This is a genomic window from Sulfuricurvum sp., assembly GCF_028710345.1.
In the GTDB taxonomy this organism is placed as follows: domain Bacteria; phylum Campylobacterota; class Campylobacteria; order Campylobacterales; family Sulfurimonadaceae; genus Sulfuricurvum.
This window is the reverse complement of sequence record NZ_JAQTUH010000005.1, coordinates 65,814-78,578: the sequence shown is the minus strand read 5'-3', so window position 1 is coordinate 78,578 and position 12,765 is coordinate 65,814. Positions and strand designations below refer to the sequence as shown.

Below are 12,765 nucleotides of genomic sequence, written 5' to 3'. Positions count from 1 at the left end.
TTATTCCCCCTCTTCTTGAGATTGCGCTTCTTTTTCAGCGGCTTTTTTGGCTCGGTGTTCTTTGAGCCATTTTAACTCTTCGGCAACTTCATCGTAACCGTCATCTTCAAGGGCAGATTCGAGTTCCGCTTCACGACATCCGAAAATAAGCCCTTCGTCTATAAAGTTCACTTCATAGACACGAATAGTTTGTAAAAAATCACCGATTTTTCGAACATACCCCTCTGCACCTGCTTCGATTAATACATCACCGACCCGTGCATGAGGATAGGTTCCATCATTTCGGATTGCTTTGACGAGTCGTACCCGCTCACCGATACGAAAGAGCGAGAGGATCTCATCTTTAGTAGACATTTTATAGAGATTGGTTTTACGTGCCTCATCGTTGATGGGCATATCCTCTTCAGAATGTAATGGTGTTGTGGCTTGTACAGGCGTGGACTCCATGACTGACCTCCTCTACGTCGTTACAACTGCTTGATGTGGAACAGGTACCGCATGCACTCGGTTTATCAAACATCTCCCATACATCCGCAGCAGATGGGCTATAACCGTTTTCAAAATTTTTATACACCGTGATAAGGGCAAATTTGTAATATTCCAACAGCTTCTCATCACCGCCAAAATCGTGACCACTCGCTTTTTCCACAAGTTCTCCAAACTTTTTCATTATATGAAATCGTTTAGCATTAATTAAACGCTCATCAAATTGGAGATCGAAAAATTCAAAGAAATCTTCGGTATCGGTAATATTTCGAAATTCGGTTAATGTTCCCATCGTAAGCCCCTTTTTTATAATCCCATTTCAGATTTGAGCTGGCTTGCCCACTCTTTAACACGATCCTCTGTTAAATCTTCTTGATTGACATCATCGATACCCAATCCACAAAATTTCCCCTCACGCTCTGCAAGAGAAAACTCATACTCATAACCGCTTGTCGATGTAAAACCGTATGCTTCAGCACCCAATGAGACAAAAAGATCGTGCATTTTTCCCAGTGCACTTAAAAAGTGTTCCCCGTGAGTTTTTTGGTCACCCGCACCGAAAAAAGCTACTTTTTTACCGCTCATATCGGGTTGTTCGTTACCAAGTTCATAGAGTGGATCAACCCAGTCGCGTTGAGGATCACCTTGACCCCACGTAGATGAACCGATTAGCAATACATCGAAGTCTTCAAACTGCTCAATCCCATCGAAATCTTCTTCCATATCGATAAGTTCAGAACCTTTGAACTCATCCGCTAAAAGTTCTGCCGCACCCCGTGTGACACCGCTACTGCTACCGAAAAAAATACCGATTTTAGACATTGTTACTCCCCTTTAATACATGGTTGATATTGGGTATAAATCTCAATAGCACTTGCTAATGATTTATCACCGTCTTCGAAAAGTGCATCTAGCGTTCGAAAGCTAAAACGGTGAGCATCTTTAAAATATTTATTAACGATACAGATACGATCAGCAATCACGGCACATCGTCCGAACCCCTCATGACTCATCTCCATAATGACGTTACATACGACACCCGTTTTGCGCTCAAACGATAACGCTATGGCTTTGTAAATCATTTTGATATCATTAATCATCATCTCATCGATGTCGGCGATTAACGGAACTGCTTTGAGTTCCTCTTTGGTTTTAACGTATTTTTTGACAAGTAACTCTTCATCACTGATACGTGCCCAGTTGCCGAACTGATCGAGAGCACGAATTTGTCGTACAATCTCCATCCCAAACTCACTTAATTGTTTTTCTGCTTCCATAATAGTTATCCTTAATTTTGTGTAATAGAGTTATTCGCCCTCAGCCCAACGGTCTTGTCGTACGTCGTGCGGTGTTTCCATTTGAATGATATTTTTAATCCATGGGGGAGGATTGCCGTTAATCATGGCAACCAATGTTTTCAAAATATCTTCGATCGGTGTCGGTTCGTTCACTTTCATCGGATGGATTCCGGCACGAATCACTTTTGCCGCTGCCGTCCCACCGATGCTTTCACAGTACATGATGTTTATCCCTTTGAGAGCGCGTACACGAAAATCGGTTTTATCATCATCTTCGAGTTCGGAGGTATCGGTTTTAATCACCTCCGAAACAGAAAAACCATCTTTAGAGACGTTGTAAACAACAAACTCTTTAGCTCCACCGAAGTGAGCATTTACCTCTTCCATATCTTTGGTTGCAAAGGCAACTTTCATTGAATTTTCCATTGTTGTATCCCCTTCTACTGTGATTTTAGTGTTCATGCTTAACCTTTCGTAGTGAATTCGCTATTTCGAATAAAAAATACGTACTGCCTTCATACAGTTGATCGTTTTTGAGTTGATTCCCTAACTCTTCATAATTGGGGAAACCTCGGATGACGAGTGCTGTATGTTCACTACTATGCAAGATTCGTTCTGCATGGAAATTACTAATCACCATATCCGCACCCTCGAAAAACTGTCGTGCATCTTCTAAATCACCGACAAATACTTTTTCGGCTTCAATCAAGTGCAAGGAGTCACTAAACGTCGTCGATACCGCCGCATCGATGGTTCCGCCGACACTACGAAGCAATGCACACATCCCGACCAACATATCCGGCTCACCTGTAATCACAAAATGAGAACTTCCGATGAGAAAATGGGAATCGAGCATCGCATCTTGTAGGCGTGATCGCCACCGTTTTATCATCGGTTTTGGCTCTTGTTGTCGTATTTTCATGAGTGCTGCTACAAAATTGTCACACCCATCCAACCCCATCAGATGTTCAAAATGGAGATGCTCTATCGCGGGATTCTTTTTTAGAAGTGCCAAAGCCGATTTTTTCATCGATGCACCGATACTGACGACGACGCTAGAGGTAGCTAAATCACGTATTTGATCGACCGTGATTCCGCCGTTGGCGAGTTTCCCCTGCCCCGCTTCCCAATATCCATCGAGTGAGGTAGAGAGATCAGGGAGAGCATAGGTCTCAAACCCGAAATCCTCACACATACATTTGATTTTCTCTACCTCAATCGGCTGCATACTTAGATGCGGAAGAAATACAAGTTTGTTGGGTTTTATCTGAGATGAAGATTCGGTGAGCTGTTCAATCATCGCGGTGACGGTGAGGGACCATCCACTCTCCATCCCCCCCTCATAATCAGGAGTATTCACAAATACATAGGGTATTTCGATATGGGTTCCCACACCCCGAACATCATCCCCTTTGGTCTCAGTGAGTCCTGTCGTGTGTAGACCTATCATGGAGGGTTTGAGGTTTTTCTCTTTGTTTTGGATATTCTCTATCGCCATGAGTATCGAGTAATCACCACCATCAAGTACGGCAGTGATGTCGCTCACAGAGGTGTTGTTAATCGCGATAGGTTCATTAAAATGGCGAGTAAAGAAAACTTTAGTATACGAAGCACATCCTTGAGCCGAGTGCATCAGAGGCATACAATCTTTTACCCCCAGATACGCAAGCGTCGCTCCCATAGGCTGAGAGTGCTTTATCGGGTTGACTTGAAGAGGTTTATGTTCATGACGAGAGAGAGAAAATTCCATGACAACTCCTTGTTACCATAGCTATTGCAAGAAGTGTGCGAGAAGAGGGATTTTCTCCCATTTTTCTAACAATTACGCTATCATTAATCAAAAAAAGAGAATGCAATGATTCAACAAAAATACAAAACTCTCCTCTTTAGTACACTATTAGTAGGCACAATGGCATTCGCCGAATCTACCCCCGTGGGTATTTGGCTTACTATCGATGATACGACCCATCAGCCGAAATCGCTTATACAAATCACCCGAAGCAATGACGGTATACTCAGTGGAAAAGTAGTGCGCGGGATGCCCGTCGATCATCCTGAACGTATTTGCAGTAAATGCACCGATGATCGAAAAGACCAAAAAATCAAAGGGATGAGTATCATCCGTAATATGAAAAAAGAGGGTGATGAATGGGACGGGGGCAAAATTCTCGATCCCGATAACGGCAAGGAGTACAGCTGTAAAATGCGCCTCGAAGAGAACGGTGCAAAACTCGTCGTGCGAGGATATATCGGTTTCTCACTGCTAGGACGTTCTCAAACATGGGTACGCCAAAATGATGAGATTGCAGAACAAGCGAAGAAATAGATTAATATCTCTATTCCACTTCCCACGGTGCAGGTTTACCAACATTAGCAAATACCGGATTACGGAATGCGTATTTTAAATCTTGGGCAAGATTCAGCAATCCGTTATAACCTCCGTAGCTGGTTTTTTTCTCTTGATTGACATCGATAAAAGAGATTTTTTTCTTGATCGCGGTGTAGAGACTTCGACCTCCCGCGAGGAGAATATGCGCCCCAGTTGAGTCGATGATTTTCCCCTGCTCAGATGCGGGCTTTTTCATCAATACTCCGTTTTCTCCGAGATATTCACGTGCTTTGTCGATGTCATCCTGCGTCGATTTGGCGATGCTGGTTGCAACCACCTCAATCCCCAAATCCTGCAATCCCGATGCGATTGACCACGCTTTATTTCCACCTGTGTTGAGTACCGCTTTTTTCCCTGCAAAGAGGGCTTTAAAAGGGGCGATTTTTTCTTCTAAAGCCGCCTCTTCTTCGGCAATCACCGCTTCAGCTCGTGCAATGAGTGCAGGATCACCCAACGCACTCACGATTTCTCGAATCGCAAATGTCGTATCGCGTTTGCCGTAAAATGAGACTGAAATCCACGGGATGCCATATTGTTCTTGCATCTTTCTCGTCAACGTGATGAGTGATTTGGCACAAACAATGACATTGAGTTTAGCACGATGGGCGGTGCGAATATCCCCTACCCGACCATCCCCGCTCATGGAACTGAGGATTCGGATTCCAATCTTCTCAAAAATGGGTAGATATTGCCACATATCCCCAGTTACGTTGTAATCACCGATAAGATTAATGTCGTAAGGGGTAGTCAATTCGGGTTCTTTCGTACCTATCAGATGTTCCAACACCGCTTCGCCTGCGAGACGAGAACCAAGATTTTTGCTCCCGACAAACCCTGCCGCATGAACGGGGACAACAGGAACTCCGTGTTTTTCGCTCCCCAGTTTACAGGTCATATCGATGTCATCTCCCACAAGTGCCGTAACACACGTCGAATAGACAAAAATCGCTTCGGGATTATAGTGCTCCATAATATAGTCAATCGACTCTGAAAGCCGCTTATCTCCGCCAAAGATGACATCGTTGGTATTTATCCCCGTCGTAAAGCCCATCTGTGTATGATCACGCCCCGTGTACGACGTTTTTGTCTCACGGGTCTCCCATGAGGCACCAAGACACGTTTGAGGACCGTGAACGAGATGTACCGCATCAGCGTAAGGGAACAAAGAGATTTGAGCGCCGTCAAATGCACATCCCCCTGCCGCGAGTCCCGGTTTTGGCTTATCACATCCCTCTCCGGGTTTTTTGTCTTTAGAGTGCGAACAGGCACTCTCGTTCATGAGTTCTTTAATTTTCGCTCGACTAACCATGAAAAACTCCTCAGAGTGAAGTAATATATTAAATGCAAGAAGTGTGCGAGATAGAGGTTTTTTCACCTCGTAGTGCTATAATAAAGTGAAAATTTAGTGAATATAAAGAGGATAATCCTATGAACATTGCTATTTTTACCTCCGGTGGAGATTGTGCGGGGATGAATCCCGCAATCAAAACGTTCGTTGAAGAGTGCTATACTCGTAATATCACCCCATATCTAATTTATGATGGTTTAGAAGGGCTGATCGATAATAACATTAAAAAAGCAGAACATTCCGATGTCTCAGGGATTATCTATCGTGGTGGGACGGTACTGCGTTCATCCCGCTCCAAACGATTTTTTGACCACGAATACCGTCTTCAAGCCTATGATAATCTAAAATCTCACAATATCGAAAAGCTCATTGTTCTCGGTGGAGATGGAAGTTTTCGTGCACTTGATGCATTTTATGAGGATTTCGGAATCGATTTTATCGGTATCCCCTCCACTATCGATAATGATATTTACGGAACCGATTATTGTTTGGGTGTGGATACTGCTCTCAATGTTATCCGCGAAGCAATCGATGATATACGAGATACCGCTTCCTCATTTAAGCGAGCTTTTGTTATCGAAACCATGGGGCGCGAGTGTGGTTATTTAGCTCTTGTCTCTGCCCTCACTTGCGGTGCAGAAGTGTGTATTATCCCAGAAATCCCCTCAAATCTTCACACTCTGGGTGAAAAACTCAAAAACGAAGTCAAAGAGGGACGTAACTACGCCATAGCCGTAGTTGCTGAGGGTTGTGGCATGAGTAAAGAGGTGGAGCAGTGGTTTGAAGAGGAGATTGGTCTTGAAGCACGTATTACAACACTCGGTCATATTCAGCGAGGGGGAAATCCTACCGTCTATGATCGGCTCATCGCTTCAGAATTTGTTATCTATGCGCTAGATAAACTAATCAATACCGCTAACAACCACCATGCTATTGTTTATAAAAGCGGATCATTTGATTTTATTGATATCCAAACCATTAGTGAGGGTAAATATACCATTAAAGCTGAACTCCTAAAAATGGGACAAACGTTATGTGTTTAATCCCAATTGCCCTTGTGTAAAGATCGAATATGTTATTATTCTATAAATACAGCTAAAAGGGCTTGAATGAGTTTGTCGCCAAATGAACCTTTTTTACTCCATGAAAACAGTGTCTTTAGCAGCCTGTTTCAAGCAGCCATTGACACACAAAAAAATTTGATCGTTTTGATGCATAACGGCAACCCAATTTTATTTAATAAAGCATTTCAAAATTTTACCGGTATGAATACAGCACGAGAGTTTTTACGTGAATTTGGCTCATTAGAAAATCGTTTTGTCCCGCATGATGCCTATTTTCATGCTAACAAATGTGACAATCCCGGTGAATGGATTACAGAACTTCAAGAGATTCCAGAAGCCGATAGAATCGTCAGTATGATTAACTACCGCGCAGAACCTCACGCTTTTTCTGTGACTATAGAAGCTCCGGTAGAGGAGTATGTTATTATCTCTTTTACCGACATTTCTCAAGAGCTTATCAAACGGATCATGATTGAAAATGATGTCACGATAGATAAAGAGAGCGGTGCATATGACAAAGATTACTTTATTCATACAACCAAAAGCTTTCAAGATGCAGCATTGTTTAACCGAAAATCAATCGCTTTGACATTGATCGAATTAACCGATGATGATTCTAATTTAATCAATTTCATTATGACACTAAAAGCCAACATTCGTCAAAGCGATATGCTAATTCGTTGGGAGAAAAAATCTTTTTTACTTGCCTATCTGATCGATATTCCGGAAACTACACTCAATATTGTCCAAAAAGTGCGCCAAAAATCCCCCTGCACTATCCGTTTAGCAACAGTAGTACAACATGAGAATGAACCTATTCAACAAATGATTTTTCGAGTAGAGAAGTTAATCAAAGAATCTGTTCATCCCTAATATTTTTATTTACGATCCAGTTTTTCAAATCCGGGGAGAATTTTCCCCTCTAAAAGCTCTAAACTCGCTCCCCCTCCAGTGGAGATAAAACTAAATTTCTCTTTTTCACCCGCTTTCTCTACAGCATCAGCGGTATCCCCACCTCCGACAATACTAAAAGCATAACTATCTGCAATAATAGACGCGAGTCTAAAGGTTCCTTTTGAAAATTGACTTATTTCGTAAATCCCCATCGGTCCGTTCCAGATAATAGTGTTTGAAAGTTCAATAGCTTCAGAAAAAAGCTTCAATGTTGCAGGTCCGATATCGACGGCATGAAACCCATCCAACACATCTTGAACGGGGGTGATTTTAATATCGACGGGATGTTCGATAGAATCAGTTGAGACCACATCGACGGGGAGATACACTTTCACATTTTTAGATAATGCTTCAAACAAAACATCTTTAGCGATATCTACATAATCATCTTCTACGAGGGAGGCTTTCATGTCGTAGCCCAATGCTTTTAAAAAGGTATTACTCATAGCACCACCTATAATCAGCTTATCGATTTTCGGCATCACTGAGGTGAGCAACGTGATTTTTGAGGAGATTTTTGAACCACCAACGATAAGAGCTATTGGTCGGATTGGATTCTCGAGGGCTTTACTAAACGCTTCAATCTCTCGCATCATCAAAAATCCGGCTACTTTAATCGGTGCATAATCGGCGATTCCATAAGTCGAAGCGTCTTTACGGTGAGATGTCCCGAATGCGTCATTAACATAGACATCACATAGATCGGCTAATTGTTGACAAAAAACGGGATCGTTTTTCTTCTCACCTTCAAAAAAACGGATGTTTTCAAGCAAAAAGATCCGTTCAATCGAACAGTGTGCATTTTCCTCTTTGAGGGTTTCGAGATTATCAATGAACTCGATTTTTTTCTCCAATAGCCGCTCTAATCGCTTGAGAATATGGCGGAGCGTATAACGTTCATCATAGCCGCCTTTTGGTTGACCTAAATGACTTACCAAGGTAATGGAGCATACTTTATGATCGATACAATAGTTGATCGTTGGAAGAGCTGCACGAATTCTACTGTCATCGGAAATATTAAACTGTCCATCCATCGGGACGTTAAAATCAACACGAATCAGCACCTTTTTACCAGTTATATCAATATCTCTAAGGCTTTTTACACCACCCATTGTAATAATATTACTACTCATCATTTCCCCTTTACATTAAAAGTTATCGTGATCCATAGTCTTATCAGAACACATTATTATGTTCTCATAATGGCATTACTATAATGTTACACAAAAATATATTTAAAATAGTATAATTTAACTAATCTAATTTTTCAATAACCTATCTCTCGCATAATAGGCGGCACCTAAAAGTGCTGTCTCTGGATTTAGTGAGATTTTGACCGGTATATCACTTAAAATCTTCTCAAATCTCCCTTTTTTAACAAAAGCATCCATAAAGTCTCTAGAACGGATAAACGGCAAAATTTTAGGGGCTATCCCACCGCCGATATATACACCTCCGAGTGACATCGATTTAAGGGCTAAATTGCCCGCTTCTGCTCCATAAATTTCTGCAAATAACCTCAATGTCTCTCGACATAACGGATCATTCTCTTCGAGTGCACAGTGACTAATCATCGCACTGCGATCACTATCCTCTGAAAGATGTTTTATTTTCTCATTCTCTTTAGCAAAACCGCTGGAAACTAAAAAATCATAGAGTGCGGCAATCCCAGGTCCCGACAAAATACGCTCATAGCTCACATGATTCGGGTATTGGCTACGCAACCATACAAGCAGTGCATCTTGCTCTACAGAAACGGGTGCGAAATCACAATGCCCCCCCTCTGAACCGATAGGGTGATACCCCTCACCATCCCAAAACAATTGTGCTTCCCCCAAACCCGTACCTGCTGCGATAACGGCACGATTTCCTTGGGTTACTTTTGCTTTTGGGTTAAGTTCTACAAACTCATTTTCATCTAAATAGAGCATTCCATAGGCAGTTGCTTCGAGATCATTGAGTAATTTTACTTTGGTTGTATTGAGCTGTTTTTTTAGTTCACGGCCATTAATCCCCCATGGGAGATTAGTTGTTTTACAATTCCCCTCAATCACGGGTCCTGCAACACCAAGAGACGCCGCATCAATACTCGTGGTAAGAAAACGTTTTTTAAAATCGACCAGAATATCGCTAAATGAGGTAAACGATTGACTCGCATACTGATGTTGATGCTTAAGGTTCAAAACATTATCTACGACTTCAAAAAGGGCAACTATAGTTTTTGTTCCACCGATGTCTACTGCAAGTATATTACTCATGTGAATTCTCCTCAGGGGTCAATAGATAGATAAATGCTTCAGCAAAAGCTTTGTCACTCTCACGTGGTGAAAGTTTATAAAATGATTCCCATGCTAATCCTCGTTCTTCATCATAATGTTCCAATCCCTTATACTGTTTCCATGCAATACGGACGGCATGACCGATCAAGACATCTAAAATCAGGTCATTATTGATATGCAATTCAGGGCTTTGACGTAATAAACGCGACAGTGATTCAATCGCTTCGATATTCAGCTGACGATAATCAGGTGCATGAATCCCTTGCAACAGTGAATCAATTCGTAGGGCAAAGTTTTGTTCTCCAGCGGTAGAATCAAGTGTCAAATCAGCACCTATACGGCTTTGTATACTGTATTTGTCTCCGATAACAAGCCCTTTACATTGTTGAAGCAAATGCCAAACATTTTTATAAAAGAGTGAGGTGAGATTTCCTACCATCCCCATCTGTTCACGCCATAAATGCCAGTTTTCAATATCACTGGGTGTATTTTCTAATGGAGCCATGGCGATACCCTCTAACGTACTCACCCCTGAAGCATGAAGATTCTCTTGATCGATCAACTGTGTCACTTCGAGGGCAAATGACTTTAAAATATTACGGAGCCGATTGTAGATGGCATGAGGTGGTAAATCAAGCAATCTTTGATAAGCATCCCCCATCGCCAAGTGCTCTTCTCGACTAATATGCCCCACCAAAAGTTGCACAAAATACCAAGTACGTAGCGTTAACATGTTGGTAAAAAGTTCAGGTTCATGACGTATAAGCTCCCCTAAATGCAACAATATTTCCTGTGTCAATACCCTCTCAGCGAGATTATCACCGCAAAATTCGGAAATGGTTTTAATAATAGCCATACTATCATGGGGTTTTGAAAAGGTCGCCTGTTCACTATATGCTCTACCTACCGCTAAACGTTTTTGACGGATGACAATATCAATCAATGCATCTTCGATACGATCATCATAACTCCCGATTAAATCAGACATTCGACGCATCACCGACCATGAATGAGAGGTTGTAGCGGCTTCGTAAAGCTGATGACTCATCGATGATTCGGGGATAATATTTTTTTCGAGTTCGAAATTTTGCGGATTAAATTCATTCAAATACTCTATGCGCTCAATAGCAGCACGTTGCAATAAAGCTTCCACTTCTCCCGTTTCAATCTCACTACTACCGCACACTTCTCGAAGAAGTTCAACAATAATTTCACCTTCTTGAAGCATATCTTCACGAACTAAAAAAGGGACAATCGGTTGAGCACTTCGATTCCAGTGTTTATCGAGAAATTTTAATGATGAACGGAAATGTTCAGCCAAAAGGGTGTTGTCATAACTAAAATAAAACCCTTGAGGATTAAAATAATAGGGGAGAAATAGAACCCGATGACCCGATAAGAGATACAAACGTGAGGTGGTAATGGTCCGTGTCACCGCGAAAGTTCTTCCGCTGAGTGATAATTTTAGGTTTTTACCGATTTTGGTATGCACCTCTGAAAGTATTGAAGCATTTAGAATTTTGACATTTTGCAACTCATCTATCGTTTCACTCATAATCCCTAATGCAGACAATTTTTCTTTGATTGAACGGTTTTCAGCCAATATCGCTACCAATGGAGTTGTGTGGTTCTGATGACCTAAACGTCCACGCCGATTCAGGGGATCGATATCATTTGGTTGCAAAAGTCCATCGAGCATTAATTCACACAAAATAAAAAGACTTTGTCCCCAGACCAAGGGGATGTTTTCATTAGGTAACCGTTTTTGAGAACCGGGAGAGAGTTTCTCTGCCTCAATCAATTCACGAGGGAGCGCATAGAGTTCCGGTAATAAAAATTCACCATCTTGTTCAACAAAAAGGGGCTTTAGTTTTTCATACCAAATACTAATCTCTTCTTTATCACCCCGTATCAAAGCATCGAGCAATAGATAGGTAAAAAAGAGGGGCCATTCTGATTCTATATCTTCGAATTCACGCAGTTCTGAGGGTTCATAGTGTAGACGCGATGAATCTTCAAGTGCACTTTGGTGTCCGTCAAGTAAAAACCGTTTACACCCATATTTTCCTTCTAGTTTTTTGAGGACCTTCTCACGTGTTTGTTGATGCAGTTGAGTATCTTCGATTGCATATGCGGGATAACCGATGATGCTAAGAAGCGCAGCATCGGTCTCTTTAGAATTAGACTCACGAGGGAGAAGGGACTGGAGGGTTAAACGAGAGCGGGCGATATCACTGGGGACAACATGGATAACCCCTTCTTGAGAATCTATCTTACCAAAAAGATTAAATCCATCCATTGCTTCGAGTGCCGCTTTAGCCATCCCTACTGAGCTACAGTTAATCTCCGTAGCACCGTGATTGATCTTGTTTCCCCTCTCCCAAATACCATAATCAGGTACACAATATGCCCGACTAATGTAATGAACCAGATTTTGGACGAAATCAACTTCATCCGTACTATAGATGAGGTTCAATCCCGATTCGATCATTTGTGCCATCATGAGCAAATAAAGCGACGTAGCATCGAGCTGTAAATGTCCCCATTCATCATCACCGACAACCGCTAATCCGGTATGAGTTCCATATTTAGCATGAAGGGCATCCATCGGATCGAGCGAGTATTTAAAAGCTTCTAGCCGATTACTTTGGCGCATCATCGAACTTAGTAACCCACGCATCAACTTCACGACGCTTTGACTCAAAAGATAGCTTCGAGGGTGTGTCGGATCTACTTTTTTGTATGAGAGTGCCAACCCCCACACACTCATAATACTGTAAACGTTGTCTCGCACCCATGCATCGGTATAATCCCCATGCGCAGTGATTGCCGTACTTGCAGGTAATAAACCCGTTACGGCATCTTGACGAGAGAGGATGATGGTATTAATGGTCTTAAAATGGTGTTCAAGTAATTCTAAATCTATCAAGGAGTATCCATATTTTAT

General features: G+C 41.9%; 14 protein-coding genes. 4 read left to right on the top strand and 10 right to left on the bottom strand.

The genetic code is table 11. The features are described 5' to 3' along the window. From PHC76_RS07940 to nifN, 6 genes are read right to left on the bottom strand one after another with little or no spacing between them, the layout of a single operon-like run. A complete protein-coding gene (locus tag PHC76_RS07940) occupies positions 1–447 on the bottom strand; it encodes a nitrogen fixation protein NifZ (RefSeq protein ID WP_299973630.1) in 447 nt (148 codons plus the stop codon). Next, the gene (locus PHC76_RS07935) at positions 404–778 is read right to left on the bottom strand and encodes a nitrogenase-stabilizing/protective protein NifW (protein WP_299973632.1); all 375 of its coding nucleotides are present in this window, start codon (positions 776–778) and stop codon (positions 404–406) included. Before PHC76_RS07935 ends, PHC76_RS07940 begins: the two co-directional genes overlap by 44 nt. 14 nt (positions 779–792) lie before the next feature. Beyond that, positions 793–1,308, bottom strand: a complete 516-nt coding sequence (locus PHC76_RS07930; protein ID WP_299973634.1) for a flavodoxin — start codon at positions 1,306–1,308, stop codon at positions 793–795. A gap of 2 nt (positions 1,309–1,310) precedes the next feature. Continuing rightward, entirely contained in the window at positions 1,311–1,763 is a 453-nt protein-coding gene (locus PHC76_RS07925; RefSeq protein WP_299973637.1) for a NifX-associated nitrogen fixation protein, read from the bottom strand. 30 nt (positions 1,764–1,793) lie between these two features. Beyond that, the gene (nifX, locus tag PHC76_RS07920) at positions 1,794–2,246 is read right to left on the bottom strand and encodes a nitrogen fixation protein NifX (RefSeq protein ID WP_299973639.1); all 453 of its coding nucleotides are present in this window, start codon (positions 2,244–2,246) and stop codon (positions 1,794–1,796) included. Next, positions 2,236–3,534: a nitrogenase iron-molybdenum cofactor biosynthesis protein NifN gene (gene nifN / locus PHC76_RS07915; protein WP_299973641.1), complete on the bottom strand. Its 1,299-nt coding sequence runs from the start codon at positions 3,532–3,534 to the stop codon at positions 2,236–2,238. Before nifN ends, nifX begins: the two co-directional genes overlap by 11 nt. Between nifN and PHC76_RS14925 the strand changes: the two genes are divergently transcribed. Both PHC76_RS14925 and PHC76_RS07910 read left to right on the top strand, forming a co-directional pair. Further along, positions 3,533–3,643 carry a hypothetical protein gene (locus tag PHC76_RS14925; protein ID WP_366519971.1) on the top strand — a complete coding sequence of 37 codons (111 nt, stop codon included), beginning with the start codon at positions 3,533–3,535 and terminating at the stop codon, positions 3,641–3,643. The two genes, nifN and PHC76_RS14925, sit on opposite strands and share 2 nt — an antisense overlap. Then, positions 3,640–4,110, top strand: a complete 471-nt coding sequence (locus tag PHC76_RS07910; protein ID WP_299973644.1) for a DUF2147 domain-containing protein — start codon at positions 3,640–3,642, stop codon at positions 4,108–4,110. Before PHC76_RS14925 ends, PHC76_RS07910 begins: the two co-directional genes overlap by 4 nt. A 10-nt stretch (positions 4,111–4,120) precedes the next feature. Here PHC76_RS07910 and nifE read toward each other — a convergent pair whose 3' ends face one another. Beyond that, positions 4,121–5,482 (bottom strand): nitrogenase iron-molybdenum cofactor biosynthesis protein NifE, encoded by a 1,362-nt coding sequence (nifE, locus tag PHC76_RS07905; RefSeq protein ID WP_300209927.1) that lies wholly within the window; start codon positions 5,480–5,482, stop codon positions 4,121–4,123. A 119-nt stretch (positions 5,483–5,601) separates the two neighbouring features. Between nifE and PHC76_RS07900 the strand changes: the two genes are divergently transcribed. Next, entirely contained in the window at positions 5,602–6,564 is a 963-nt protein-coding gene (locus tag PHC76_RS07900) for a 6-phosphofructokinase (RefSeq protein ID WP_299972613.1), read from the top strand. 66 nt (positions 6,565–6,630) lie between these two features. Continuing rightward, a complete protein-coding gene (locus PHC76_RS07895) occupies positions 6,631–7,458 on the top strand; it encodes a hypothetical protein (RefSeq protein WP_299972615.1) in 828 nt (275 codons plus the stop codon). A gap of 5 nt (positions 7,459–7,463) precedes the next feature. Here the strand turns inward: PHC76_RS07895 and PHC76_RS07890 are convergent, their stop codons facing one another. The 3 genes from PHC76_RS07890 to PHC76_RS07880 form a co-directional block, all read right to left on the bottom strand. Next, entirely contained in the window at positions 7,464–8,672 is a 1,209-nt protein-coding gene (locus PHC76_RS07890; RefSeq protein ID WP_299972617.1) for a phosphoglycerate kinase, read from the bottom strand. Between the two features lie 126 nt (positions 8,673–8,798). Beyond that, entirely contained in the window at positions 8,799–9,797 is a 999-nt protein-coding gene (gene glk / locus PHC76_RS07885) for a glucokinase (RefSeq protein WP_299972619.1), read from the bottom strand. After that, a complete protein-coding gene (locus PHC76_RS07880) occupies positions 9,790–12,747 on the bottom strand; it encodes a glycoside hydrolase family 15 protein (protein WP_299972621.1) in 2,958 nt (985 codons plus the stop codon). The genes glk and PHC76_RS07880 overlap by 8 nt, the downstream gene beginning before the upstream one ends. Between the last annotated feature and the right edge of the window lie 18 nt (positions 12,748–12,765).

Bases quoted from the DNA above. Each gene is read 5' to 3' on its own strand.
- PHC76_RS07940 (WP_299973630.1), bottom strand. From the start codon at position 447: ATGGAGTCCACGCCTGTACAAGCCACAACACCATTACATTCTGAAGAG.
- PHC76_RS07935 (WP_299973632.1), bottom strand. From the start codon at position 778: ATGGGAACATTAACCGAATTTCGAAATATTACCGATACCGAAGATTTC.
- PHC76_RS07930 (WP_299973634.1), bottom strand. From the start codon at position 1,308: ATGTCTAAAATCGGTATTTTTTTCGGTAGCAGTAGCGGTGTCACACGG.
- PHC76_RS07925 (WP_299973637.1), bottom strand. From the start codon at position 1,763: ATGGAAGCAGAAAAACAATTAAGTGAGTTTGGGATGGAGATTGTACGA.
- nifX (WP_299973639.1), bottom strand. From the start codon at position 2,246: ATGAACACTAAAATCACAGTAGAAGGGGATACAACAATGGAAAATTCA.
- PHC76_RS14925 (WP_366519971.1), top strand. From the start codon at position 3,533: ATGACAACTCCTTGTTACCATAGCTATTGCAAGAAGTGTGCGAGAAGA.
- nifN (WP_299973641.1), bottom strand. From the start codon at position 3,534: ATGGAATTTTCTCTCTCTCGTCATGAACATAAACCTCTTCAAGTCAAC.
- PHC76_RS07910 (WP_299973644.1), top strand. From the start codon at position 3,640: ATGATTCAACAAAAATACAAAACTCTCCTCTTTAGTACACTATTAGTA.
- nifE (WP_300209927.1), bottom strand. From the start codon at position 5,482: ATGGTTAGTCGAGCGAAAATTAAAGAACTCATGAACGAGAGTGCCTGT.
- PHC76_RS07900 (WP_299972613.1), top strand. From the start codon at position 5,602: ATGAACATTGCTATTTTTACCTCCGGTGGAGATTGTGCGGGGATGAAT.
- PHC76_RS07895 (WP_299972615.1), top strand. From the start codon at position 6,631: ATGAGTTTGTCGCCAAATGAACCTTTTTTACTCCATGAAAACAGTGTC.
- PHC76_RS07890 (WP_299972617.1), bottom strand. From the start codon at position 8,672: ATGAGTAGTAATATTATTACAATGGGTGGTGTAAAAAGCCTTAGAGAT.
- glk (WP_299972619.1), bottom strand. From the start codon at position 9,797: ATGAGTAATATACTTGCAGTAGACATCGGTGGAACAAAAACTATAGTT.